The sequence below is a fragment of the Ornithinimicrobium sp. F0845 genome (assembly GCF_023015765.1).
In the GTDB taxonomy this organism is placed as follows: Bacteria; Actinomycetota; Actinomycetes; order Actinomycetales; family Dermatophilaceae; genus Ornithinicoccus.
Map to the genome: position 1 here is coordinate 1 of NZ_JALKAL010000018.1, position 24,915 is coordinate 24,915.

Annotated in this window: 23 protein-coding genes and 1 rRNA gene; 4 read left to right on the top strand and 20 right to left on the bottom strand. The window is 70.6% G+C overall.

Annotation, left to right across the window (positions count from 1 at the left end; translation table 11 throughout):
* The 9 genes from MWU75_RS18120 to pheS all read right to left on the bottom strand — a co-directional run.
* Positions 1–99: ribosomal RNA gene (locus tag MWU75_RS18120) — 16S ribosomal RNA — on the bottom strand; the annotation flags it as partial.
* Between the two features lie 635 nt (positions 100–734).
* A complete protein-coding gene (gene tyrS / locus MWU75_RS18125) occupies positions 735–1,994 on the bottom strand; it encodes a tyrosine--tRNA ligase (RefSeq protein ID WP_247093587.1) in 1,260 nt (419 codons plus the stop codon).
* Positions 1,995–2,088: 94 nt separating this feature from the next.
* The gene (locus tag MWU75_RS18130) at positions 2,089–2,733 is read right to left on the bottom strand and encodes a DNA-3-methyladenine glycosylase (protein WP_247093748.1); all 645 of its coding nucleotides are present in this window, start codon (positions 2,731–2,733) and stop codon (positions 2,089–2,091) included.
* Between the two features lie 16 nt (positions 2,734–2,749).
* Positions 2,750–4,171 carry an argininosuccinate lyase gene (gene argH / locus MWU75_RS18135; protein ID WP_247093589.1) on the bottom strand — a complete coding sequence of 474 codons (1,422 nt, stop codon included), beginning with the start codon at positions 4,169–4,171 and terminating at the stop codon, positions 2,750–2,752.
* Positions 4,172–4,260: 89 nt separating this feature from the next.
* The gene (locus MWU75_RS18140; RefSeq protein WP_247093591.1) at positions 4,261–4,779 is read right to left on the bottom strand and encodes an arginine repressor; all 519 of its coding nucleotides are present in this window, start codon (positions 4,777–4,779) and stop codon (positions 4,261–4,263) included.
* A gap of 28 nt (positions 4,780–4,807) precedes the next feature.
* Positions 4,808–5,809 (bottom strand): phosphotransferase, encoded by a 1,002-nt coding sequence (locus MWU75_RS18145; RefSeq protein WP_247093593.1) that lies wholly within the window; start codon positions 5,807–5,809, stop codon positions 4,808–4,810.
* Between the two features lie 71 nt (positions 5,810–5,880).
* Complete coding sequence (locus MWU75_RS18150) at positions 5,881–6,648, bottom strand: SDR family oxidoreductase (protein WP_247093595.1); 768 nt, start codon at positions 6,646–6,648, stop codon at positions 5,881–5,883.
* A 2-nt stretch (positions 6,649–6,650) separates the two neighbouring features.
* The gene (pheT, locus tag MWU75_RS18155; RefSeq protein ID WP_247093597.1) at positions 6,651–9,257 is read right to left on the bottom strand and encodes a phenylalanine--tRNA ligase subunit beta; all 2,607 of its coding nucleotides are present in this window, start codon (positions 9,255–9,257) and stop codon (positions 6,651–6,653) included.
* Complete coding sequence (gene pheS / locus MWU75_RS18160) at positions 9,257–10,351, bottom strand: phenylalanine--tRNA ligase subunit alpha (RefSeq protein ID WP_247093599.1); 1,095 nt, start codon at positions 10,349–10,351, stop codon at positions 9,257–9,259. Before pheS ends, pheT begins: the two co-directional genes overlap by 1 nt.
* Before the next feature lie 505 nt (positions 10,352–10,856).
* On the opposite strand from pheS, the gene MWU75_RS18165 reads away from it, so the two are divergent.
* Complete coding sequence (locus MWU75_RS18165; protein WP_247093601.1) at positions 10,857–11,180, top strand: hypothetical protein; 324 nt, start codon at positions 10,857–10,859, stop codon at positions 11,178–11,180.
* Positions 11,177–11,767 carry a hypothetical protein gene (locus MWU75_RS18170; protein WP_247093602.1) on the top strand — a complete coding sequence of 197 codons (591 nt, stop codon included), beginning with the start codon at positions 11,177–11,179 and terminating at the stop codon, positions 11,765–11,767. The genes MWU75_RS18165 and MWU75_RS18170 overlap by 4 nt, the downstream gene beginning before the upstream one ends.
* Before the next feature lie 127 nt (positions 11,768–11,894).
* Here the strand turns inward: MWU75_RS18170 and MWU75_RS18175 are convergent, their stop codons facing one another.
* The 11 genes from MWU75_RS18175 to MWU75_RS18225 all read right to left on the bottom strand — a co-directional run bounded on the left by MWU75_RS18175 (position 11,895) and on the right by MWU75_RS18225 (position 22,969).
* Positions 11,895–12,809 carry an RNA methyltransferase gene (locus tag MWU75_RS18175; protein WP_247093605.1) on the bottom strand — a complete coding sequence of 305 codons (915 nt, stop codon included), beginning with the start codon at positions 12,807–12,809 and terminating at the stop codon, positions 11,895–11,897.
* Between the two features lie 32 nt (positions 12,810–12,841).
* Positions 12,842–13,237, bottom strand: a complete 396-nt coding sequence (gene rplT, locus MWU75_RS18180) for a 50S ribosomal protein L20 (protein WP_247093607.1) — start codon at positions 13,235–13,237, stop codon at positions 12,842–12,844.
* Positions 13,238–13,269: 32 nt separating this feature from the next.
* Positions 13,270–13,464, bottom strand: coding sequence for a 50S ribosomal protein L35 (gene rpmI, locus MWU75_RS18185; RefSeq protein ID WP_247093610.1), 195 nt, complete (start codon positions 13,462–13,464; stop codon positions 13,270–13,272).
* A gap of 73 nt (positions 13,465–13,537) precedes the next feature.
* Positions 13,538–14,155 carry a translation initiation factor IF-3 gene (gene infC / locus MWU75_RS18190; RefSeq protein ID WP_348647809.1) on the bottom strand — a complete coding sequence of 206 codons (618 nt, stop codon included), beginning with the start codon at positions 14,153–14,155 and terminating at the stop codon, positions 13,538–13,540.
* Positions 14,156–14,597: 442 nt separating this feature from the next.
* A complete protein-coding gene (locus MWU75_RS18195; protein ID WP_247093614.1) occupies positions 14,598–15,509 on the bottom strand; it encodes an SseB family protein in 912 nt (303 codons plus the stop codon).
* A complete protein-coding gene (locus MWU75_RS18200; RefSeq protein WP_247093616.1) occupies positions 15,506–16,249 on the bottom strand; it encodes a HisA/HisF-related TIM barrel protein in 744 nt (247 codons plus the stop codon). Before MWU75_RS18200 ends, MWU75_RS18195 begins: the two co-directional genes overlap by 4 nt.
* Entirely contained in the window at positions 16,246–16,875 is a 630-nt protein-coding gene (locus tag MWU75_RS18205; RefSeq protein ID WP_247093617.1) for a hypothetical protein, read from the bottom strand. The genes MWU75_RS18200 and MWU75_RS18205 overlap by 4 nt, the downstream gene beginning before the upstream one ends.
* Positions 16,876–17,014: 139 nt before the next feature.
* The gene (locus MWU75_RS18210) at positions 17,015–20,098 is read right to left on the bottom strand and encodes a bifunctional [glutamine synthetase] adenylyltransferase/[glutamine synthetase]-adenylyl-L-tyrosine phosphorylase (protein ID WP_247093619.1); all 3,084 of its coding nucleotides are present in this window, start codon (positions 20,096–20,098) and stop codon (positions 17,015–17,017) included.
* Positions 20,095–21,432 (bottom strand): type I glutamate--ammonia ligase, encoded by a 1,338-nt coding sequence (gene glnA, locus MWU75_RS18215; protein ID WP_247093621.1) that lies wholly within the window; start codon positions 21,430–21,432, stop codon positions 20,095–20,097. The genes MWU75_RS18210 and glnA overlap by 4 nt, the downstream gene beginning before the upstream one ends.
* 205 nt (positions 21,433–21,637) lie before the next feature.
* Positions 21,638–22,651 (bottom strand): glucose-6-phosphate dehydrogenase (coenzyme-F420), encoded by a 1,014-nt coding sequence (fgd, locus tag MWU75_RS18220; protein WP_247093623.1) that lies wholly within the window; start codon positions 22,649–22,651, stop codon positions 21,638–21,640.
* Between the two features lie 84 nt (positions 22,652–22,735).
* Positions 22,736–22,969, bottom strand: coding sequence for a methionine aminopeptidase (locus MWU75_RS18225; protein ID WP_247093625.1), 234 nt, complete (start codon positions 22,967–22,969; stop codon positions 22,736–22,738).
* Positions 22,970–23,013: 44 nt separating this feature from the next.
* Here MWU75_RS18225 and map point away from each other — a divergent pair, with 44 nt between their 5' ends.
* The gene (map, locus tag MWU75_RS18230; protein ID WP_247093627.1) at positions 23,014–23,877 is read left to right on the top strand and encodes a type I methionyl aminopeptidase; all 864 of its coding nucleotides are present in this window, start codon (positions 23,014–23,016) and stop codon (positions 23,875–23,877) included.
* A 76-nt stretch (positions 23,878–23,953) separates the two neighbouring features.
* Positions 23,954–24,715, top strand: coding sequence for a polyphosphate--glucose phosphotransferase (gene ppgK / locus MWU75_RS18235; protein ID WP_247093629.1), 762 nt, complete (start codon positions 23,954–23,956; stop codon positions 24,713–24,715).
* The last annotated feature ends 200 nt before the right edge of the window (positions 24,716–24,915 follow it).

Genomic DNA, 24,915 nt, shown 5'->3' on the forward strand with positions numbered 1-24,915 from the left:
CCACTAATCCACCCAGCAAGCTAGGCTTCATCGTTCGACTTGCATGTGTTAAGCACGCCGCCAGCGTTCGTCCTGAGCCAGGATCAAACTCTCCGATAAAATCACACACCCAACCAACCCACCACCACACAGGCAATGAACCAGTCAGGAAAAAATGACCCAAAGAAGGGCACAATCACTAGCCGACAGAACAAGCCATCGCTGACTCGAATCCATCAATTCAAAGAAAATCTCGCCACCAGAACACACCACACACAAAACGCATGCACCATGCCCCAGGACGGGAAAAATTGGCATCGATTACTGACACGCTGTTGAGTTCTCAAAGATCGGACACACACCAACCACCACACCAGAAACATCCGGCTCGGCGATTGGGGCGGCTTCCTACTGTACCACCTTCCGGCGCGTTAACGCTCTCGGCTGCAGTGAACTGCGGCCGACTTCGGCTGGTGGGTTGCCATGCTCCTGCGGGACCGGCCACGCCGGTGATCCGAGTGTCCGTGCCTCCCTGCTGGGCTGGCGAGGGACAACATTAGGTCAGGTTCGGCGACAAACACAAATCGGCTGGTCAGCGGCCTGGTGGACGGCTGTCGACGTCGCCGGCGCGGCCCCCACAGGCTCAACCGGCCGCCCCCGCAGGCGCAATCGGCCGCCGCCCGCGCAGGTTCAACCCGGCCGCCCAGGCTCAACCGCCGCCCGCAGGCTCAACCGACGGTGCGCCGGTCGTCGCTTTAGGCCCTGCGGGCCGCCGCCAGGTTCTTCCGGCCCCGCCTCAGGAGCGCGATGCTGCCGTGCAGGAAGGAGTCCTCGGCAAGCACCTGCTCGGGGTCACTCACCTTCACGTTGTTGATGCTCACCCCACCCTCGGCCACGAGCCGCCGCGCGGCGCCGCGACTCTCCGCGAGACCCGTGGCGACCAGGGCGTCCACGATGCTGGCCCCCACCTGAACGGGACCGCCAGGAAGCTCGGCGGTCGCGTCCGCGAGGGTCCGGGCGTCGATCTGCGCGGGCTCCCCCTTGCCGAACAGCACCTGGCTGGCGGCCTGAACCTGGGCGGTCGCCTCAGCACCGTGCACCAGTGTCGTCACATCGACGGCCAGCACCTTCTGTGCTTCTCGCAGGTGAGGGCGCTCCTGGGTCGACCGCTCGAGGTTTTCGATCTCCTCGGGAGTGCGCGTCGTGAAGACCTTGAGGAGCTTGGCCACCTCGGAGTCGGCGACGTTGATCCAGTACTGGTAGAAGGCGTAGGGGCTGGTCATGTCCGCGGACAACCAGACCGCGTTGCCCTCTGACTTGCCGTACTTCTGCCCGTTCTCGTCGGTCAGCAACGGAGTCGTCATAGCGTGCACGCTCGCACCCTCGACCCGGTGCACCAGGTCCACGCCGGCGGTGAGGTTGCCCCACTGGTCCTGGCCACCGGTCTGCAGCGTGCAACCGTGCTCACGGAACAGGTGCAGGTAGTCCAGCGCCTGCAGGATCTGGTAGCTGAACTCCGTGTAGCTGATGCCGGCCTCGCTCTCCAACCGGGCAGCGACGGCCTCCTTGCGGATCATCTGGTTCACGCGGAAGTGCTGGCCGACATCGCGCAGGAAGTCCAGGGCCGACAGTGGCGCCGTCCAGTCGAGGTTGTCCACCAGGAGCGCGGGGTTGTCCCCCTCGAAGTCCACGAACGGCCGCACCAGCTCCTTGATGCGCGCCACGTTCGCCGCGGTCTGCTCCTTCGTCTTGAGCACCCGCTCGCTCGTCGGCTTGGGGTCACCGATCTGCCCGGTCGACCCTCCGACCAGCACGATCACGCGATGTCCGGCACGCTGCAGGTGACGCAGCATGACCAGCTGGACCAGGTTGCCGAAGTGCAGCGACGGAGCTGTGGGGTCGAAACCGCAGTAGACCGTGAGTGGACTCTCGTTCAGCGCCGTGCGGAGCTCGGCCTCGTCGGTGGTCTGTGCCACCAGGCCTCGCCACTGCAGTTCCTCAAAGATGCCGCTCACGTCTACCTCGGGTCTCGTCGATCAGTGCTGAACCCCGCCATTGTCGCCGGTCGGGCGACGGCTCGGCGACACGGGTTCCCTGGGTGCGTCTTCCTCAGGTGCGTCGACGCAGGGGCGCTGCGGGGCGATAGACCGACACGCTCGGCTCTCCCTCGAGCCAGAACCGCCAGGGGTATGCCGTGCCGTCACCTCCCGTGCCTCGCACCCCGACCCGTGGTCCGGTGCGGATCACAGGACTGGAGGTGGAGGCGGAAGCAACGGTGGACGTCGTGCCTGCCAGCAACCTCACCGGCCCGTCTCCCAGGAGATCGGCGCCGTAGTCGTCCATGGTGAGACCGAGCGCCTGGGCCAACCGGGCCGGACCGCGGGCGAGGTCCCGGTCCTCGGGCACCCTGCCGGTCCGTGCGGAGGTGCGGCGTTGCCTGGCCACCTCGATACCGCGCACGACCTCACCGGCCCGGAGCAGGACGGCCTGGGCGACCCCGTCGACCCCGCACACGACGTTGGCGCAAGTGTGCATCCCGTAGGTGAAGTAGACGTAGAGGAACCCGGCCGGCCCGAACATGACCCGGTTGCGCGGGGTGGGGCCACGGAAGGCGTGCGACCCCGGGTCCTGCTCCCCGGCATACGCCTCCACCTCGGTGAGGCGCACGGCGACGCCGTCGTGCTCGAGCACCGTCCCGAGCAGGTCCGGGGCCACCTCGAGGGCGGGGCGGGTCAGCGCCTCGCGGCTGAGCATCGGAGACGGCACTGGGTCAGTCGTGGATCCGCGGCAGGTCCTCGACCCAGTGCCGGGCCAGCGCGATCGCCTTGAGGAGATGGGTGCGCTGCTCGCTGACCCGGGCGGGCGCGGTGCCGCCACGCGCATCGCGTGAGGCGATCGACCCGCGCACGGTCAGGACCGAGCGGACGCCCGGCGTGAGGTGCTCGCTGATGCCGGCCAGGTCGTCGTCGGTGAGGTCCTCCAGCCCGATGGACCGGTCCTCGCAGAACCGGACGCACTCCCCCGCGACCTCATGGGAGACGCTGAAGGGCACGCCCTCCCGCACGAGCCACTCGGCGACGTCGGTGGCCAGGGAGAAGCCCTGCGGGGCCAGCTCCTCGAGTCGCTCGGGGTGAAAGGTCAGGGTCTCGACCATGCCGCTGACCGCAGGCAGGAGCACGTCCAGGGTGTCGACCTGGTCGAAGATCGGCTCCTTGTCCTCCTGCAGGTCACGGTTGTAGGCGAGCGGCAGTCCCTTGAGCGTCGCCAGCAGGCCCGTGAGGTCACCGATGAGCCGGCCGGCCTTGCCCCGGGCGAGCTCGGCGACGTCCGGGTTCTTCTTCTGCGGCATGATGCTCGACCCGGTGGAGTAGGCGTCGTCCAGCGTGACGAAGCCGAACTCCGCGGTGGCCCAGAGGATGACGTCCTCGGAGAGCCTCGACACGTCGACCGCGATCATCGCCATGACGAAGGCGAACTCGGCCGCGAAGTCGCGGCTGGCGGTGCCGTCGAGGGAGTTGTCCGCGGAGGTCACCATCCCCAGGTCACGGGCCACCGCCTCGGGGTCCAGCCCGAGGGACGACCCCGCCAGGGCGCCCGAGCCGTAGGCCGAGACCGCCGCCCGGCGGTCCCAGTCACGCAGGCGGTCGATGTCCCGCAGGAGCGGCCAGGCGTGCGCCTGCAGGTGGTGCGCGAGCAGGATCGGCTGGGCGTGCTGCAGGTGCGTGCGGCCCGGCATCGCGACCTCCGGGTGCCTGGTGGCCTGCGCGACCAGTGCCTCGGCGACCGCCAGCACCTTGGCGGCGATGATGCGGGCGTGCTCGCGCAGGAACATCCGGAAGAGCGTCGCGATCTGGTCGTTGCGCGAGCGGCCGGCCCGCAGTCGTCCGCCCACGTCGGGCCCCACCCGCTCGATCAGCCCCCGCTCCAGCGTGGTGTGCACATCCTCGTCCTCGGGCGCCGGCCCGAACTCCCCCGACTCCACGTCGGCCAGCAGCCGTCGCAACCCGTCGAGCATGGTGGCCAGGTGCTCGTCGCTCAGCAGACCCGCCTGGTGCAGCACCCGGGCGTGGGCGCGCGAGCCCGCGATGTCGTAGGGCGCCAGGCGCCAGTCGAACTGGGTCGAGCGGGACAACTCGGTCAGGGCATCGGCTGGGCCGCCGGCGAAGCGGCCGCCCCAGAGGCTTACGGTCATGGCTCCATTGTGTCGGGTCGGTGTTCAGGGGTATGTCGTGTGGTCGCCGCCTGCTCAAGCGCGGCGGGGGCGAGGTGGGGCGGCCGCCCTCACGACTCGTGGCCGGCCAGCCCCAGGAAGCGCGTGGCCACCTGCTCGCCACCGTCTGGGTCCAGCGTGATCACCAGGATCGTGTCGTCTCCGGCGATGGTGCCGAGCACGTCGGGGTTGTCGCTGCGGTCGATGGCCGAGGCGAGATACTGGGCCGCCCCAGGCGGGGTCCGCAGCACCACCTGGTTGCCGGTCGCCCGGGCCGAGACGAGCAGCTCCTCGCAGAGCCTGGCCAGCCGGGTGCCGTCCTCCGCGGACGCCGGTCGCAGGGACTGGTCGCCGCCCTGGGCCGGCACGGCATACACCTGTCCCCGACCCTGGCGGACCTTGACCGCCCCGAGCTCCAGCAGGTCCCGGGACAGGGTCGCCTGCGTGACGGTGATGCCATCGCGAGCCAGGTGCTCCAGCAGGTCGGACTGCGAGGCGACCGGGTGCCGGTCGAGGACGTCGACGATCCGCTGGTGGCGCGCGGCGCGTGTCGTCGGGATCCCCCCTGGCTGAATCTCTGCGGTGCTCACGTGTAGAACTATACAAGGGCATGCATAGTCATGCGCCCGTGCGGGACGGCTGGGCGGCACTCGGCGGCCCCGCGCCCTCCCACCGTTCGCGCAGCCACGCGGCCGTGGCCACGCCCTGGACGCGTTGGAACTCGCGCAGCGTGGGCAGACCGGGCGGCGCGGGCAGCCGGCTCTTGTGCACGAAGTAGGCGAGGATGCCCGCCAGGACCGCGTCGACGTCCTCCTCGGTGGCACCCAGAGCGTGCATCCGGGCGTCGTATGACGTGTGACCGGGTGTGCCGTAGAGGCGCAGGTTGAGCACGAGCATCAGGGTGTCGACCCACGCCGCCCCTCGGCACGCGAACGGCCAGTCCACGACCCGCACCCTGCCCTCGGGGGTGACCAGCAGGTTGTCGGCGCGGACGTCGTTGTGCACGAGGTAGTCACCGCTCAGGCGCCCTCCGGCGATGCCGGCTACCGCGCTGAGCCGGTCGGCGTTGGCGGCGACCCAGGGGTCTAGGTCCGCGGGCGGGTCGGCCAGGACGTCGGGCCAGTGCGCCAGCGTCCCCCTCCCCATGAAGTCCTCGAGCAGCGGCAGCTCCACGTCACCCGGCAGGGGTCGCGCGGCCACGCGAGCCAACTCCTCGAGGGTGGCGTTCGCCTCGGCCTCCACCCACGGCGTGTGCGGGTGCCGACCCGGGATGTCCTCGACGAGCAGGCCGACCCACCGCTCACCGTTGATCCGCTCGTCGAGAGAGGCGAGGAGCACCGGCGCCCCGACATACTGCGGCAGTTGGCCCAGCACCCCGACCTCCTGTGCGAGGAGATCGGGGGCCTCCTGGTTCAGTCCCTCGCCGACCGCCTTGACGAACGCCCACCGGCGCTCTCCGTGCACGCGGTCCGCCACCCCCGGGGAGAACCCGCCCTGTTGCGGGAGCACCTCGAGGACTCCGCCGACCTCGTCGGCCACCCAGGCACGGACGGCGTCGGGCAGGTCGGCCCACGGGATGCGGACGCCGTGGGACCGGACCGGCTCGGTGGTGTCAGACACGCGAGCACGCTAACAACCCGCGGGGGCAGTCCGTCCGCCTCCTGCCGGTCACGCGTTGGCGCGGGGGCGCCTCACGCCAGCGGGTCGCCCTCACCCCAGGGCCGCAGGCGCAGCATCCGCTCGCCCTCGCCCAGGCCCTGAGCGGACTTCTCACGCAGCACGTCGAGGTTGTCGGCGCCGGCCCGCACCATCCGACCGGAGAAGCCGTCCAGCTCGCCGTCGGCGATGGCCAGCGCGAGCGCGGCCAGGTCGTCCGGGCTCGTCCACTCGGTGCGGTCCCGGTGCATCTCCATGCTGTGCGTCATGTCCGTCTCGATGACGCCCGGCGCGAGGTCGAAGGCCAGGACGCCGTGCTCGGCACCGGCCAGCGCCACGCCTCCGGTCAGCCGGGCCAGGGCGGACTTGCTGGCGTGGTATGCCGTCAGCACCGCGCTCTCCCGCGTCCCGGAGCCGCTGTTCAGGTTGATGACCCGCCCGCCGCCGGCGGCGATCATGTGCGGCACCACCGCGCGGGTGACCAGGAACGGCCCGCGGACGTTGGTCTCCATGACCTGCCACCACTGCTCGGGGTCGCCCTCCCAGAGGGGCACCTCGCGCTCCACCAGGCCGGCGTTGTTGACCAGCAGGTCGATGCGGCCGTGCTCGGCGATCACCGCCTCGACGGCCGTTCCCACCGCCGCCTCGTCGGTCACGTCGCAGGCGACAGTCGGCGAGCCGGTCGGGTCGTCGCTCCCGCCGCGGGACAGACCGACCACCTGCCACCCCGCCTCCCGGAAGGCCCCGGCGAGGATGGCGCCGATGCCCCGGGAGGCGCCGGTGACCAGGGCGACCCTCTGCATACTCACCGCTGCACCGCCCCGTGGTCCCTGGCCGCGCGGGCGACGGCGGCGTCGCGGGCGGCGTTGACCTCCTCGGTCGTCAGCGTTCGGTCATCGGCGCGGAAGGTCAGGTGGAAGGCCAGGCTCTGCTGGTCGTCACCGATCTGGTCGCCCCGATAGACGTCGAACAGTCGCACCGACTCCAGCAGCTCCCCGGCGCCGGCGCGCACCGACTCGAGCAGGTCGCCGAAGCTGACGCTGCGAGAGACGGTCAGCGCGATGTCGGATCCCGCCGGCGGGTGGTTGGACAGCGGCGCACCCTGGGCACGGCGGTCACTGGCCGCGATCAGGACCTCGAGGTCGAGCTCGGCCGCGACGGTGCGGTCGGGGACACCCAGGGCCTTGACGACCTTGGGGTGCAGCTCACCGGCCCAGCCGATGGTCGTGCCGTCAGACAGCGTGAGCTCGACGCAGCGGCCGGGGTGGAACGGCTCGCGCTCGCTCTGCCGGCGCTCGACGCTCACGCCGAGAGCGTCGCAGACCGCGTGGGCCCAGCCCACGACGTCGGTGACGTCGGTGGCCCGGCCCGCGCCCCACCAGCCGGCGCGCTCGGCCTGGCCGGTCGCGACCATCGCGACGTGCCAGGGCTGGTGCGGGACGGCGGCCAGGATCTCCTCCAGCACCGCGTCGTCGGGCTTGACCCCGACGCCGGGCACCGGGGCCTTGCGGGCCAGGTCCGGCAGGGTGACGGTGTCGATCTCGAACAGGGCCACGTCCTTGGCGCCGCGGCCCAGGTTGCGGCGCACCGCGTCCGGCAGCGTCTGGAGCAGCTCGGTGCGCATCAGCGGCGCCTCGTCGGACAGCGGGTTGGCCAGCCGCACCGCGTGCCGACGGTGGTCGTCCGCGCCCAGGCCCAGGTCGTCGAAGCGGGACTCGCCGACGAACGGATAGGTCAGCACCTCGTCCAGGCCCTGACCGGCCAGCGCGGCCGCAACGGTGCGCCGGACCCGCTGGGCATGGGTCAGGCCGCGTCCGCCCGGCGCGGTCGGCAGGACCGACGGGATCTGGTCGTAGCCGTCGATCCGCGCGACCTCCTCGACCAGGTCGGGAGGGGTGGTCAGGTCAGGACGCCACGAGGGTGGCGTGACGGTCAGTATGCCGTCACTCGCGCCCGCGGAACCTGTCCCGTCCGCACCGGTCGCCTCTGCCGGAGTCACTTCCGCACCCGCCGTGACCGTGCACCCGATCGTCTCGAGCACCTCGACCACGCGCTCACGGGGGTAGTCGACGCCCACGTACCGGGTCGGCATACTCACCTCGAAGGTGATCGGCTCCGGCGGGCTGACCTGGCCGGCGTCGGTGACCGCCGGGTCGGCGGTGCCACCGCCGTGCTCGACCATCAGCTCGACGATGAGCTGGGCCGCCTGCGGCGCGAGCTCGTGGTCGACGCCGCGCTCGAAGCGCTTGGAGGCCTCGGACGTCAGCTTGTGCCGGCGCGAGGTCCGGGCCACGGTGCGCGGGTCGAAGTGCGCGGCCTCGATGAGCACGTCGGTGGTGGTGTCGCTGACCTCGCTCGAGGCGCCACCCATCACGCCGGCGAGGCCGAGCACGGTCTCCCCACCGTCGGTGATCAGCAGGTCCTCGGGGTCCAGGGCGCGCTCGACGTCGTCGAGGGTCGTGAGCCGCTCGCCCGCACGGGCCCGGCGCACCACGATCGGGCCCGCGAGCTTGTGCAGGTCATAGGCGTGCGTCGGCTGGCCCAGTGCCAACATGACGTAGTTGGAGATGTCGACGGCCAGGCTGATCGGCCGCATCCCCGCCTCGGTCAGGCGGGTCGCCATCCACGCGGGGGTCGGCGCCTGCGGGTCCAGCCCGCGCACGATGCGCGTGACGAACCGGTCGCAGCCCTGCACGCCGTCCAGCGGTGCCTCGTCGCGCAGCTCGACGCCGAATCCGTCGGCCGTCGCGGCCGGTGCCGTCAGCGGCTGCTCCTGCCCGTCGACCACGCGCACGAGAGCCGGGTCGCGATAGGCGGCGCCGGTGCTGTGGGAGTACTCCCGCGCGATGCCGCGCAGCGAGAAGCAATAGCCACGGTCAGGCGTGACATTGACCTCGACCGTCTCGCGGTCCAGGCCCAGCAGCGGGATCGCGTCCTGGCCCGGCTCCAGTCCCTCGGCTCCGGCGCCCAGCCAGTCGGTGAGCACGATGATGCCGTCGTGGTCGTCTCCGAGGCCCAGCTCGAGCGAGGAGCAGATCATGCCCGCGCTGACGTGGCCGTAGGTCTTGCGCGCGGAGATCTCGAAGTTCCCGGGCAGCACACCGCCGGGCAGGATCACCGGCACAAGGTCGCCCACGCCGAAGTTGTGTGCGCCGCAGACGATGCCCTGCGGCTCGCCGGTGCCGTTCGCCTCCCCGACGTCCACCTGGCACCAGTTGATGGTCTTGCCGTTCTTCTGCTTCTCCGGCGTGACCTCCAGGACCCGCCCCACGACGAGGGGACCCTGCACGTCCCCGCCGTGCAGTCCCTCCTCCTCCAACCCGACCCGGACCAGGTCGGCTGCCACCTGGGTGCCGGTCGTGCCGGCCGGCACCTCGGCATACTCCCGCAGCCAGTCAAGGGGAACCCGCATCAGATCTCCATCCCGAACTGCGCGTTGAAGCGCACGTCTCCCTCGATGATCTCCCGCATGTCGGCCAAGTGGTTGCGGAACATCAGGCTCCGCTCCACGCCCATGCCGAAGGCGAAACCCTGATAGCGCTGCGGGTCGATGCCGCACGCGCGCAGCACGTTGTGGTTGACCATGCCGCAGCCGCCCCACTCGATCCAGCCCGTGCCGCCACACGTCCGACACTCCGCGTCGTCGCCGCGGCAGACGAAGCACTGGAAGTCCATCTCCGCGCTGGGCTCGGTGAAGGGGAAGTATGCCGGGCGCAGCCTGGTCTTCAGGCCCTCGCCGAAGAGCTCGCTGGCCAGGCGGTCGAGCGTGCCCTTGAGGTGGGCCATGGTCAGGCCCTCGTCGATCGCCAGGCCCTCCATCTGGTGGAAGACCGGCGTGTGCGTGGCGTCGAGCTCGTCGGTGCGGAACGTCTTGCCGGGCACGGCCACGTAGAGCGGCGCGCCGCGCTCGAGCAGCGAGCGGGCCTGGCCGGGCGAGGTATGGGTGCGCAGCACGATCCCGGCGTCGGCGGGGTCGACGAAGAAGGTGTCCTGCATCTGCCGGGCCGGGTGGTCCTTGTCGAAGTTGAGCGCGTCGAAGTTGAACCACTCCGCCTCGACCCCGGGGCCTTCGGCGATCTCCCACCCCATGCCGACCATGACGTCGGCCATCCGCTCGGCGGTCAGCGTCAGCGGGTGGCGGTGCCCGAACGGGCGCCGGTCCGGGCGCACGGTCAGGTCCATGGCCTCCTCAACCAGGATCCGCTCGTCGCGCTCGGCCTCCAGCTCGGCCTGGCGAGTTGCGAGGGCCTTGTTGACCTGCCCTCGTGCCTGGCCGACGCGCTTGCCGGCCTCGGCCTTCGCGCTCGGCGGCAGGGCCCCGATCTCTCGGTTGGCCAGCGCGAGCGGGCTCTTCTCCCCCGCGTGCGCGATGCGCGCGGCCTTGAGCTCCTCGAGGCTGGTGGCTGCGGTGATGGCGCTCAGGGCGTCAGCGACGTTCGCCTCGACCTGCTCAGGGTCGAGGGCGCTCACCTCGACAGGGTCATAGTTGGTGTTGGGTCCGGACACGCGCTTGAGTCTAAGTTGCCCGGCCGCCTGGCGGTGACGGGGCTGTTGCCCGGCCGTCTGGCGGTGACGAGGTTCTTGCCCGACCCCTGCCCGTTAGCCCGGGGCGCTCCCCCGCCCACCGACCCCTCGTTGGCAGCTGGCATGGGCACGTGCCTGGTTTCTACCCACGAAGTCGCCAGACCACGGGTAGATCCCGTGCACGTGCCCCCGCCCACCAACCCCTCGTGGGCGGCTGGCATGGGCACGTGCCTGGTTTCTACCCACGAAGTCGCCAGACCACGGGTAGATCCCGTGCACGTGCCCCGGCTGCCCCCGCCCACCGACCCCTCGTTGGCAGCTGGCATGGGCACGTGCCCGGTTTCTACCCACGAAGCCACCAGACCACGGGTAGAACCCGTGCACGTGCCCCGGTCAATCCGAAGGTGGACGGGCACGCCCGACCGCGAAGTGGGCCGCACTGTGGATAACCTCCGTCGCCGATTCCTGGATTCAGCACACTGCAAGCATGGACCTCGACACACGCAGACCGTTTCGCTGGCGTGACGGGCGGCGTGCCGGCCTGTCAAACAACAAGCTCAACTCTGCGGCCTTCCGCAAGCTCGCCCGCGGCATATACATCAGCAGCGAGGTCACGGTCGACGCCCTCATTGAGGCGCAAGCTGCCGTCCTGGTGGCCGGCGCACAGGGCTTTACCTCCCACCACACGCGGCCCGCCTGTACCGCACAGTCGTGCCGGACGATCCGCGACTTCGCGCCAGTGTTCCGCCCGGTCGCCGACGGTCAGACAACCCTGATGTGGCGGTTCACCGGTCCAGGAGGAAGCCCGTGACCTTCCGCGGCGTCACCATCACGAGCCCGGTCGACACCTTCCTCGACCTCGCCTGTCATCTCGGTCTCGTGGACCTGGTGGTGTTGGGCGACTCCCTCGTCAAGCGGGGCCGCACCACACCCGAGAAGCTCGTCGCTGCGGCAGCCGCTGCGAGCGGATGTGGCTCCCGGCTCGCCCGCCGCGCTGCTTCCTTGGTGCGAGCCGGTGTGGACTCCCCCATGGAGACTCGGTCTCGCATGCTACGGGTTCTGAGCGGGCTGCCCGAGCTCGAGACCGACATCCGCTTCTACGACCCGGTGACCCACGCGCTCACCAGGCGCCTCGACGCCGGGGATCGGGTCACCCGCACGGCGGTCGAGTACGACGGAAGGCAGCACGTCCAGAGAGAACAGCAGTGGGAGTCCGACATCGCGCGACGCGAGGAGTTCGACGATGAAGAGTGGCGCATCGTCACGCTGATCAGCAAGGACATCTACACCACCCCTGGCAACACGGTGCGTCAACTGGAGCGTGTCCTGCGGAAACGGGGACTGAAGTTCGGTCCGCTCAAGGACGAGTGGCGTCTGCATTTCCGCGACCGCTCCTGAGACGACCGCCGGGCCTACGCTTCGGCCCGGTCCCGCCTGGACCGAGGCACGTGCACGGGAACCACCCATCCCGCCGCCGAGTCGTGGGTAGTTCCCGGTCACGTGCCTGACGTTGACCGGCAGCGAATCATGAACGGGCCGCGGATGCCGAGGCGTGCAGGCAGACGGTGGCGGCCATCGCGAGGTTGAGGGACTCCGCGCGGACGATCGGGATCGACACCACCTCATCGCACAGGTCGCGGACCTCCGGCTCCAGTCCCCAGGCCTCGTTCCCCATCACCCAGGCGTGCGGGACCGACAGGTCGACGTCAGGCAGGGACGTCTCGCCGGAACCATCAGCTGCGAAGAGTCGTAGGCCAGCGTCCCGGCAGGCAGCCAGGAGTTCCGGCACCGGCGTCCCAACGCTCACCGGCAGGTGGAACAGCGACCCCACGGTGGAGCGCACGACCTTCGGGTTGTAGACATCGACGCTCGCGTCGCTGACCAGCACGGCGGCGGAACCGAAGGCGTCGGCGGCGCGCAACACGGTGCCGGCGTTCCCCGGGTCGCGCACATTGGTGAGCACGACGACGAAGGGGTGGCTGGCAGTCGCTCCGGTCGAGCCGCTCTTGTCGGCGTTCGCAGAACCCGCACGGGACACGGCCGCCAGCGCCTCCGCGAGGGGCACGTCGGTAGGAGTGGCGACGGCGATCATCCCCTGCGGGTGCGGGGTGTCGGTCATCGCTGCCAGCACCTCGTCGGTGCACAGCCGGACCCGTAGCCCTCCGTCACCGCGCCCGGGCCCGGGTCCCGGCCCGCCGTCGCCACCCGAGGCGAGATCTTCGGCGAGGGCCACGATGTCGGTATGCCGTGCGGCGGCAGGGTGGGTGAGGTACAGATCGAGGGCGGCCGGCGCGGCATACTGCAGCAGCTCACGGACGGCCTGGGGACCCTCGACGACAAACTTGCGCTGCCGCTCACGGACAGCACGACGGCCCAGGGACCGGACCGACCGGACCCGCTCGCTGCGAGGGTTGCTCAGCAGCGGCAGGTCGGTGGTCACAGTGCCCTGGGCCGTCGGGATGCTGCGGTGGCTCAGGCGGCAGACGTGTCGTCGGCCTTGGCGTCGGCCTGCGCCGGGACGTTGGCCTTGGCGATCTCGACGAGCTGCGCGAAGGCGGCCTCGTCGTGCACGGCCAGCTCGGCCAGCATGCGGCGGTCGACCTCGATCTCCGCGGCCTTCAGGCCCTGGATGAACCGGTTGTAGGTCATGCCGTTGGCGCGGGCCGCGGCGTTGATGCGCTGGATCCAGAGGCGACGGAAGTCACCCTTGCGGGCGCGACGGTCGCGGTAGCTGTAGACCAGCGAGTGGGTGACCTGCTCCTTGGCCTTGCGGTAGAGGCGGGACCGCTGGCCCCGGTAGCCGCTGGCGCGCTCGAGGGTAACCCGGCGCTTCTTGTGGGCGTTGACCGCCCGCTTCACGCGTGCCACGTGAGTACTCCTTTAGTTGATGGGTGCTGGGCTCAGCGGCCGAGCAGCTTCTTGGCGGTCTTCTCGTCCGGCCCGGACAGGACCTTGTCGTTGGCCAGGCGGCGGGCCGCGGTGGCGGTGCGCTCCTGGAACTTGTGGACGTGGCGGGCGCGCTGGTGCATGATCTTGCCCGTCCCGGTGACCCGGAAGCGCTTCTTGGCGCCGCTGTGCGTCTTCATCTTCGGCATGTGCCGATCTCCTCGTTGCGTCATTGCGGCTCGGTCGAGCCGCGTTCCTGCGTGGAAAACTGTGGTGCCGGCCTCAGCTGGCTGTGCTGTCGACCTCGGGGCTGGACTCCGCATTCGGCTCGGTGTCCTCAGCCTGCTGCCGGGCGGCCTTCTCGGCGCGCTTCTCGTTGCGCACGGCGGTCTTCTTCTTGGCCGGCCCGAGGACCATCACCATGTTGCGACCGTCCTGCTTGGGGGCGCTCTCGACGAAGCCCAGCTCGGCCACGTCCTCGGCCAGCTTCTGCAACAGGCGGAAGCCCAGCTCGGGGCGCGACTGCTCGCGACCGCGGAACATGATCGTCACCTTGACCTTGTCGCCACCCTTGAGGAAGCGCACGACGTGACCCTTCTTGGTCTCGTAGTCGTGGCTGTCGATCTTCGGGCGGAGCTTGATCTCCTTGATGATCGTGTTGACCTGGTTCTTCCGCGCCTCACGGGCCTTCACGGCGGCTTCGTACTTGTACTTGCCGAAGTCCATGAGCTTGGCGACCGGTGGGCGCGCCATGGGAGCCACCTCAACCAGGTCGAGATCGGCTTCGGCGGCCAGGCGCAGCGCGTCCTCGACGCGCACGATCCCGACCTGCTCACCGTTAGGGCCAACCAACCGCACTTCCGGGACCCGGATGCGGTCGTTGATTCGAGGCTCGCTGATTGCCTACTCCTTCTTCTCTGTCAGTGGACACCCCCGGACGAGAAGAGGCCCCTCGCACGGGTGCACGAGAGGCCTGGAGTTCCGCACGATCATGGAGTATGCCGACGGGTTGCGTCGGCAGCCACCCCACCCTCACGGGCGGCGGACCTAGTAACCCGGCAACCTGCTGGTCGACGCGGGTGGAAGCTCAGGGCCTCTCTTGCACGATGTCCCTTGGTGCTGCTGCACGCGTGCACCGGCTCCTCAGAACATCTGGATTAATCCATGTTAACAGGGTCACCCCCCTGCCTTCGAATCACATCCACAACCTCGCCCGCGCTACAGCACCGCCGCGGTGTGTGGGGGCACTTCGGGACGTCGGCAGCCAGCTGACGCGATGAGGACGGTATGTCGATCACTCAGCAGACGCGATGGGTCAGTATGGATGAGGTCAGTATGTCGGTCAGCCGGCAGCCACGCTGAACGCCAGCGCGTCGATGCGCGCCCGCACCTCGCCGTCCAGGGCGATCCGCTCACCGATGCGCCTGGCCAGCTGCTGCAGGTCCTCCGGACCGAGACCCGGTCGGAGCCGGAGCTCGATGCGCAGGGCACCCTGGGGACCGCCGGCCAGGTCGACGCCGAGCACGGAGGGCTCCTCGGCCACCGCAGCCTCGACGCCCGCCCGCACCTGGGGGTCCCGGTGGGGCGGGAGCCACGGCCGGTCCATCGCCAGCGCCCACACCATCGAGCCGCGCAAGGTCGCAGAGGTGGGTGCCCCGACGTCGAGCACGATCTCGTGGCACCCCTCCTGCACCGCGGCCTGAGCGGCGCGCGAGGCGGTGACCGGCACCGGACGCGCGGAAGCGTCCCAGTCGGCGAGGGTCTGCAGGCTGCTGAAGGCGGGCAGGGCACGGTGCCCGTCCGGGGCGACAAGCGTGACAGCGGCCATGTCGCTCGAAGCGTCGCTGACGAGCCCGTCAACCTCGACGGTCTCTCCGGCGACGGCGACCACCGGGACCAGCAGCCTGGCCCTCGCGACCAGGGACACCAGGTGGGCGTCGGCGTCGAAGGCTGCCTCGGTGTCGGCGGATGTGGGGTCGTGCGGAGCTGAGCCCGTGGACGCCGCCGTCGCAGAGTGGGCGGCGAGTGCCGCGAGAAGTTCTGGGGCGGCCTCGCCGGTGTCACCGTCGAAGCCGGTGCTGGTCAGCTGGCGACCGGCCCACGGGGTGCCGCCCGTGTCGTGGCCGGCTGACGGGTCGTGCTCCTGGAAGCGCCGTCGAATCCGCTCTGCCGGGTCCTGCCCGTTCGTGCCCAGCTCGGCCGCGTCCTGCCCGTTCGGGCCCAGGCCGGCCGGGTCCCGTCCACGGTCAGTCATCGTCCCTCCCCTCGTGCCACGGCGAGCGCCTCGCCCAAGGTGAACGCCCCGTGGTAGAGCGCCGCACCGAGCACGACCCCGCGGACCCCGACCTCGGCGAGCGTGCACAGCCGGCGCAGGTCATCGAGTGAGGCGACTCCCCCGGACGCGATCACCTGGCCGTCGACCCGCTCGGCGACGTGCCGGAACAGGTCGATGTCGGCGCCGTGCAGGCTGCCGTCCCGGGTGGCATCGGCCACGATATAGGTCCGGCAGCCCGTCCGGTCCAGGTCCGCCAGCACGTCGTCGAGCGGTCCCAGGCGCACCTCGGTGCCGCGCGCCACGACCTCACCGGCCCGCACGTCGACTCCCACGGCGATCCGGTCGCCGTGCTCGCGCACAGTCGCGGCCACCCACTCCCGGTCCCGCAGCGAGGTGCTGGCCAGGTTGACCCGGGCGGCCCCGGACGCCAGGGCCCGCCGCAGGGAGTCCTCGTCGTCGATACCCCCGGACACCTGCACCGGCACCGGCTGGGCCGCCACCAGCTCGGTGATCAGGTCCGCGTTGTCGCCCCGCCGGAAGGCCCGGTCGAGGTCGACGAGGTGAATCCACTCGGCACCGTCGGCCACCCAGGACGCGGCCAGGATGGCGGGATCATCATCGGCGTCTCCCACCACCTGGCTGGCCCGACCTCCTGCGATATCGACGGCCGCCAGCAGCGTCAGCGAACGGGTCGGGCTCGGCACCCGGAGTGGAGTCACGCCTCCAGCTCCTGCCTCAGCCGCACGGCGTCCTTCACCGCGTCGTTGAAGTAGCCGATCTCCTTGGGTGCCGGCAGCACCGAGACGGCGTCAGGCAGGTCTTCCGCGCCGGCGGGGTCGATGAGCGTCCGCGCACCCGGCAGCTCCAGGACGGAGACCACCGCTGCGAGCAGGCGGTCGGGCTGGACGTAGAGCTCGCGCAGGATCTCCACGAGCTCGGCGCGGTTGCCACCGCCGGCCACCCGCTGGATCGTCACCGGTCCGGCGACCGTCAGCCCCGGCGGGGAGACGATGCCTCGCTCCGGCTCCCACACGACATACCGGATCCCGCCGCGTCCCTTGGTCTGGACGGTGATGATCGCGCGGCCGTCGACGACCCAGAAACCGAGAGCCGGACCAAGTTTGCGTGGGATGGGGCGGCTGGCGGTGACCATCGATCCGTCGGCGTACGGCGGGTCGGCAAAGGATCGCCCCTCCGGGAAGACGGCGGTCCAGCCGTCCATCGGCACAACGGTCGCGGGGACCACACCCTTGCGGAGCCAGGCACTCACCTCGGCCACGGAGCCGCGCAGAAGGAGCAACCCCGCCGGGTCGTCCCCGACGTCGGGGCGGGGACTGGTGCTCACACAGTCATCCTACGAAGTTAGAGGGCACAAGCAGCGCTGCGACGCGGGGACGGCTAGCCCCGGCTAGCCCGGAGGGAACAGGATGTCCTGTGACGGAACGCTTTCAGCTTCGGACAGGAGGCATAGCAGCAGCGGCGAATCACGCGCGTTGCGCGCGGTGACCACCAGGACCCGCGCTGCCACGCGAACGACCGGGCGAACGCGAGTGCCCCAGCGGGCCTCCGTAGAGCAGCCGCTCGACGACAGCCCGGCAGCGACGAGCGGCGCGCCGCCACTCCTCGGCCAGTTCACCACCGTGACCGGGTGGGCGGTCGAGGATCCGCGAGATCCCCTCGGCCTCACGGCTGTCACTGGGCACTGAGTCAACGGCACGACCCCGCCAGAGCACACCGGCGTCCCGCAGGCGTGAGGCCAGCGTCCACGACCGGCGCAGCACCGAGGCGTCGCCCTCCGCGATCAACCCCGCCTCGACTGCGGCGTTCAGCGCCGCGAGGGTGCCTGTCGTCCGCAGGCCGCTGTGCTCGTGCGCGTGCTGCAGCTGGGTCAACTGCACGACCCACTCAACGTCGCTGAGACCACCCAGACCGAGCTTGAAGTGGGTGCGTGGGTCGGCGCCGCGGGGCAGCCGCTCCCCCTCCATGCGGGCCTTGAGCCTGCGTATGTCGCGCACAGCGCCCTGGTCGATCCCGTCGTCAGGCCAGCGCAACGGGTCGATCAGTGCGGTGAACCGCTGCGCCAGGTCCTGGTCGCCAGCGACCGACCGGGCCCGGAGCAGGGCCTGGGACTCCCAGCCTGCGGACCAGCGATCGTAGTAGACCGCGTAGGACTCCAGGCTGCGCACCAGCGGACCCGACTTGCCCTCCGGACGCAGGTCCGCATCGAGCTCCAGCACCGGGTCGGGACCGTTGCCGGACAGTCCCTTGCGCAGCACCGCGATGATCTCCGAGGCCTGCGCCTGCGCGCCTTCGGCACCCTCGACGGGCTCGAAGACGTACATCACGTCGGCGTCACTGGCATAGCCCATCTCACGGCCCCCGAGCCGGCCCATCCCCACCACGAGCATCCGGGCGGCCGGGTCGGCGTCCCCGACCACCGCACGGGTCGCGATCAGCAGGGCCGCGGACAGCAGCTCGTCGGTGAGCTCGGTCAGCGCCGCCCGCAGCGCCGGCTGGTCGATCTCCCCGACCAGGTCGGCCAGCACCAGGCGCAGCAGCTCACGGGCCCGGACCGCCCGGATCCCGGTGAAGGCGTCGGCCGGGTCCTCGTGCCGCTCGGCCGCGGCGACCATCCTGCTGTGCAGCGTCTCCCGGCTGACCGGCTGCAGGCCGGTCGGCTCACCCAGCAGCGAGACCGACTCGGGGGCCTGGATCAGCAGCTCCACGGCATACCGGCTGGTGGCGAGCACGTGGGCCAGCCGCTCGGCGGCGCTGCCCTCATCGCGGAGCATCTTCAGATACCAGTGGGTGGTGCCCAGGGTGTCGCTGATCCGGCGGAAGGCGAGGAGTCCGGCGTCCGGGTCGGCGCCGTCGGCGAACCAGCCCAGCATCACCGGCAGCAGGTGCCGCTGGATCGTGGCGCGGCGCGAGACCCCGTCGGTGAGCGACTCCAGGTGTCGCATCGCCCCCGCAGGGTCGCGGAAGCCCAGGGCACCCAGCCGCACCCTGGCCGCCTCGGGCGAGAGCCGCACCTCGTCGCTACTCAGCTTGGCCACGGCAGCCAGCAGGGGCCGGTAGAAGAGGCGCTCGTGCAGCCGCCGGACCTCCCGCTGCTGGGCGCGCCAGCGCTGCACCACCGCGGTCGCGGCGTCCCCGCGCTCCCCCAGCGAGCGTCCGAGCCGGCGCTGGTCGGCCTCGGTCGAGGGCATCAGGTGGGTGCGGCGCAGACGGTGCAGCTGCACCCGGTGCTCGAGGACCCGCAGGAAGCGGTAGGCGTCGTCGAGTGCGTGCGCGTCGTCCCGCGCGACATACCCGCCGTCGCGCAGCGCCGCCAGAGCCTCCAGCGTGGTGCCCGAGTGCAGCTCCTCGTCGGTCCTGCCGTGGACCAGCTGGAGCAGCTGCACGCTGAACTCGATGTCCCGCAGGCCGCCCGGACCGAGCTTGAGCTGCCACGGGGCCTCCGCCGCGGGCACGTGCTCCTCGACCCGGCGCCGCATGGCCTGCACGTTCTCGACGAAGCCGTCTCGGGCGCTGGCCTCCCACACCATCGGCCGCACCAGGTCCAGCCACTCCTCGGACAGCGTCTCGTCGCCAGCTACGTGCCGGGCCTTGAGCAGCGCCTGGAACTCCCAGGTCCTGGCCCAGCGCTGGTAGTACTCCCGGTGCGACTCCAGCGAGCGCAGCAGCGGACCGTTCTTGCCCTCGGGGCGCAGGGCGGCGTCGACCTGCCACAGCGATCCCTCGCCCGTGGACTGCCCGCAGATCCGCATGACCGCGGTGGCCAGCGAGGTGCCGACCGCGATGGCGTCATCGAGCGAGGAGTATGCCGACCGCTCACCGGCGTCGGCATCGGTGCGGGCGTCGGTCTGCCGGGGAGCGACGAGGAAGACGACGTCCACGTCGGAGATGTAGTTGAGCTCGCGCCCGCCGGTCTTGCCCATCCCGATCACCGCGAACCGGACGTTCTCGGCACCCTCGGTCTCCGCCCGCGCCAGCACGACGGCGGCCTCCAGGGCAGCTGCGGCCAGGTCGGCCAGGGCCGCCGCCACGTCGGGGAGCAGCTCGACCGGGTCCTCGGCGACCAGGTCGGCGGCCGCGATCAGCAGCAGCTCGCGGCGGTAGGCGACCCGCAGTGCGTCCATCCCCTCCCGGCCGGTGAGCCCGGCCACGGCCGCCGTCAGCCGCTCGCACAGCGGCTCCGGGTCCGGGAAGCGCTGACCCCGGCCGAACGGCTCCGGGTCCGCGAGCACCGTGGCGTGCTCGGGGTGGCGCACCAGGTGGTCCCCGAGGGCGCTCGATCCACCGAGGACCGCGAGCAGGCGGTCCCGCGCGGTCCCCGCCTCGGCGAGCAGGGCACCGGTCGCGGGGTCCGCCTCGACCAGCCGCACCGCGGCGAGCAGCGCCTGGTCGGGGTCCGCGGTGACCGACAACGCTCCGGTGAGGTCGTCCCCGGCCGGCTCACCCGGCATACTCCCGAGCAGTTCGGCGAGCAACCGCTCGGCCCGGCGCGCGTCGGTGAACCCGGCCCGGACCAGCTCCCCCGGCAGGGGTTGCGGCGGTGTGCTCACAGCCGGACCAGGTAGCGGTCCAGCTCGAAGGGGGTGACCTGGGCGCGGTAGTCGTACCACTCCTGCCGCTTGTTGCGCAGGAAGAAGTCGAAGACCGTCTCCCCCAGGGTCTCGGCGACCAGCTCGCTGGACTCCATGACCTGGATCGCCTCGGAGAGTGACTGCGGCAGCTCGTCGATGCCCATCGCGCGGCGCTCGCCGTCGGTCAGGGCCCACACGTCGTCCTCGGCCTCCGGCGGCAGCTCGTAGCCCTCGCGGACCCCCTTGAGCCCGGCGGCCAGGATCAGCGCGAACGAGAGGTAGGGGTTGCAGGCGGAGTCCATCGACCGGATCTCGATGCGACGGCTGTGGCCCTTGCCGATGGAGTACATCGGGACCCGGACCAGAGCACTGCGGTTGTTGTGGCCCCAGCAGACGTGCGCCGGCGCCTCGCCGCCGCCCCAGATCCGTTTGTAGGAGTTGACCCACTGGTTGGTGACCGCCGTGATCTCGCGGGCGTGGCGCAGCACGCCGGCGGTGAACCGGCGGCCGGTCTGGCTGAGCTCGTAGCTCGCGGTCGGCTCGTAGAAGGCGTTCTTGTCGCCCTCGAAGAGCGAGACGTGGGTGTGCATGGCCGAGCCGGGGTGGTCCGCGAGGGGCTTGGGCATGAAGGAGGCCAGCGCCCCGTGCTGCAGCGCGACCTCGCGCACCACGGTCCGGAAGGTCATGATGTTGTCCGCCATCGACAGCGCGTCGGCGTAGCGCAGGTCGATCTCGTTCTGGCCGGGGCCGCCCTCGTGGTGGGAGTACTCCACCGAGATGCCCATCTTCTCCAGCATGGTGATCGCGGCACGACGGAAGTCGTGGCCGTCGCCGCGCGCGACGTGGTCGAAGTAGCCTGCCTGGTCGATCGGGATGGGCCCGACGCTCGCGTCGTAGGGCTCCTTGAACAGGTAGAACTCGATCTCGGGATGGGTGTAGAAGGTGAACCCGTCCTCGGCGGCGGAGTCGAGCGCGCGCCGCAGGACGTTGCGCGAGTCGCTGCCGGCGGGTGAGCCGTCCGGCATCCGGATGTCGCAGAACATGCGCGCGGTGCCCGGGTTGTCGCCCCGCCACGGGATCACCGTGAACGTGCTGGCGTCGGGCTGGACGATCATGTCCGCCTCGTAGACGCGCGTGAACCCCTCGATGGCGCTGCCGTCGAAGCCGATCCCCTCGGCGAAGGCCTGCTCGAGCTCGGCCGGCGCGACCGCGACCGACTTCAGCGCACCGAGCACGTCGGTGAACCAGAGCCGGACGAACCGGATGTCGCGCTCCTCGATGGTCCGGAGGACATACTCCTGCTGACGATCCATGGGCTCATCCTGCCGTATGCCGTCCGCCACCTTCGACCGAGCGCGCCGTCAGCGCGGGCCTGCCTCGCGACCGTGTGTGGACTTCGTGCCCGTGTGTGGCTTTCGGTCCCGATACGGGGTCAAAAGCCACACACGGGAACGGACTCCACACGGCAACGGGCTCCACACGCGGCCCCGGACCCCAGGCGGTCCACCACCGTGTGACTCACCCGAGCGAGCGCAGGCGCGGGGCGAGGTCCTCCTCGAACTGGGTCAGGAACCGCTCCTGGTCGTGCCCGGGGCCGTGGAAGACCAGGTGGTTGAACCCGGCGTCGACATAGGGCTGGACCTGCGCCACGACCTCCTCGGGGTCCGAGGCGACGATCCACCGCTTGGCCACCTGCTCGATCGGCAGCTCGTCGGCGAAGCGCTCCATCTCGATCGGGTCGTCGATGCTGTGCTTCTGCTCCGGCGTCAGCGACAACGGCGCCCAGAACCGGGTGTTCTCCAACGCGGTCTCGGCGTCCCGGTCATACGACAGCTTGATCTCGATCATCCGGTCGATGTCACCCAGCGACCGGCCGGACTTCTCCAGTCCCTCCTCCACCGCCGGCACCAGCTTGTCCGTGTACAGCTCCATCCCCTTGCCCGAGGTGCAGATGAAACCATCACCGGAGCGCCCGGCATACCGCGCCACCACCGGCCCACCCGCCGCGACATAGACCGGCACCCCACCCTCGGGCACGTCATAGATGCTGGCGCCCCGTGTCTGGTAGTACTCCCCGTCGAAGTCGACCCGGTCGCCACGCCACAGCTCGCGCATCAGCCGCACCGCCTCCCGCAGCCGGGCGAACCGCTCCTTGAACTCCGGCCACTGCCCCTGCAACCCACCGGTGGCGATCTCGTTCAGCGCCTCACCGGTGCCCACCCCCAGCACCACCCGGCCCGGGAACAGGCACCCCATCGTCGCGAACGCCTGCGCCACCACCGCCGGGTTGTAGCGGAACGTCGGAGTCATCACCGACGTGCCCAGCACCAACCGCTCGGTGCGGGCACCCACCGCACTCATCCACGAGATCGCGAACGGCGCGTGACCCCCGTCGTGCCGCCACGGCTGGAAGTGGTCGGAGACGAACGCCGAGTCCATCCCGTGCGCCTCCGCCCGCACACCCAGATCCACCAGCTCGGCCGGACCGAACTGCTCCGCGGACGCCTTGTATCCCAACTTGAGGTTGCTCACGGTCCCACTCTTCCAGAGCCTCGGCCCGGCGAGGACGTGGGGCGCCTCCTCAGCCGCCGGGCACGGCATACTCCCCCGCGGTGTTCAGCCGTTGAACGGGTTGTTGTCCCACGTGTTGGAGTCGGGGTCACCGGTCTCCCACTCGCGCTCCCGGCGGTCCTCCTCGTCCCACGCCTCGGTGCGCTTGCGGGCGGTCTCCAGCGCGTCGGCGGCCTCGGCCTCGGTCTCGTAGGGACCCATCAGATCGCCGCCCTGCGCGCGGCCCGGGTCCTCGTGTGCCTCGACCTTGCCGGTCCGGATGTTGAACCAGTAGGGCATCGCTGTCTCCTCACCGTCGGGACCTGTTGCCTAGACTCCACAGTATGCCGAGCGTCACCGCAACCGTTGCCCCCGGACAGGTCTCTCCGCGGCGGGCCGTCCCCTCCTCCATCCAGCGACCGGAGTATGTCGACCGGCCGGCTCCGGCGAAGTACACCGGGTCGGAGGTCAAGGACGCCGACACGATCGAGCGGATGCGGGTCGCCGGGCGGATCGGCGCCCAGGCGCTGGCCGAGGTCGGCCGGGCGGTCGCGCCGGGCGTGACCACCGACGAGCTGGACCGGATCGGCCACGAGTTCCTGGTCGACCACGGCGCCTACCCCTCGACCCTGGGCTACCGCGGCTTCCCGAAGTCGCTGTGCACCTCGGTCAACGAGGTGATCTGCCACGGCATCCCGGACTCCCGGCGGCTGGAGGACGGCGACATCGTCAACGTCGACATCACCGCCTACATCGGCGGGGTGCACGGCGACAACAACGCGACCTTCCTCGTGGGTGACGTGGACGAGGAGTCCCGCCTGCTGGTGGAGCGCACCGAGGAGGCGCTGCGGCGCGCGATCAAGGCGGCGCTGCCCGGCCGGCCGATCAACGTCATCGGGCGGGTCATCGAGTCCTACGCCAAGCGCTTCGGTTACGGCGTCGTGCGCGACTACACCGGCCACGGCATCGGCGAGAGCTTCCACTCCGGGCTGGTCATTCCGCACTACGACGCGGCCCCCGAGTACTCCCAGCTCATCGAGCCGGGCATGACCTTCACGATCGAGCCGATGCTCAACCTGGGCACCCCGGACTGGACGGAGTGGGACGACGGGTGGACGGTGGTCACCGCCGACCTGCGCCGGTCGGCCCAGTTCGAGCACATGATCCTGATCACCGAGACCGGGAACGAGATCCTCACCCTGCCGTGACCCGGCCCGTGGCACTCTGGCGCAGAGCAGTTGACGACCCGCTCGCGACAACCAGTTCGACGACGAGGAGGACCGCATGGGCGGCAAGGACACGGAGCTGATCCTGGGGATCGACATCGGTGGCAGCGGCATCAAGGGTGCGCCGGTCGATCTGAGGAAGGGGGAGTTCGCGACCGACCGCAGCCGCATCGACACCCCCCAGAAGGCCAAGCCCGATGAGGTCGCCGAGATCGTCGCGCAGATCGCCGAGGAGTTCGTGGACGAGGTCGGTGCGGACTCCCCGGTCGGCGTCACGGTCCCGGCGGTCGTGCACCACGGGGTCGCCCGTAGCGCCGCCAACATCGACGACTCGTGGATCGACACCGACGTCGACAAACTGTTCACGAAGGTGCTCGGGCGGCCGGTCGTCGTGATGAACGACGCCGACGCCGCCGGTGAGGCCGAGGTGCACTACGGCGCCGGCAAGGACGTTGCGGGCGTGGTGCTCATGACGACGCTGGGCACCGGCATCGGCTCGGCGCTCTTCCTCGACGGTGCGCTCGTCCCCAACACCGAGCTGGGTCACCTCGAGCTGGACGGCAAGGACGCCGAGGACCGCGCGGCCTCCAGCGTGCGGGAGGAGAAGGACCTCTCCTGGAAGGAGTGGGCCAAGCGGCTGCAGCGCTTCTACCGCCACGTCGAGGACCTGTTCTGGCCGGATCTGATCATCGTCGGCGGCGGCGTCTCCAAGCACGCCGACGAGTTCCTGCCCCTGCTGGACCTGCGCACGCAGATCGTGCCCGCCCAACTGCGCAACGACGCCGGCATCATCGGCGCCGCCTGGCACGCCTCCCGCTGACCAATTCTTGGGGAGGTTTGTACGCGCCCCGCTCGCCAGTGCACCCGGTCGGCGCCACTGCACCCGGTCGGTGCGAGCAACACGCCGTCGGTGTCATGGCACAGTGCTCGCATCGACGGCGATTCGCTCGCACCGATCGTGACGGTGGTGTGCACCGATCTCGACTGCTACCAGTCCCACCGATCGTGACGGTGGTGTGC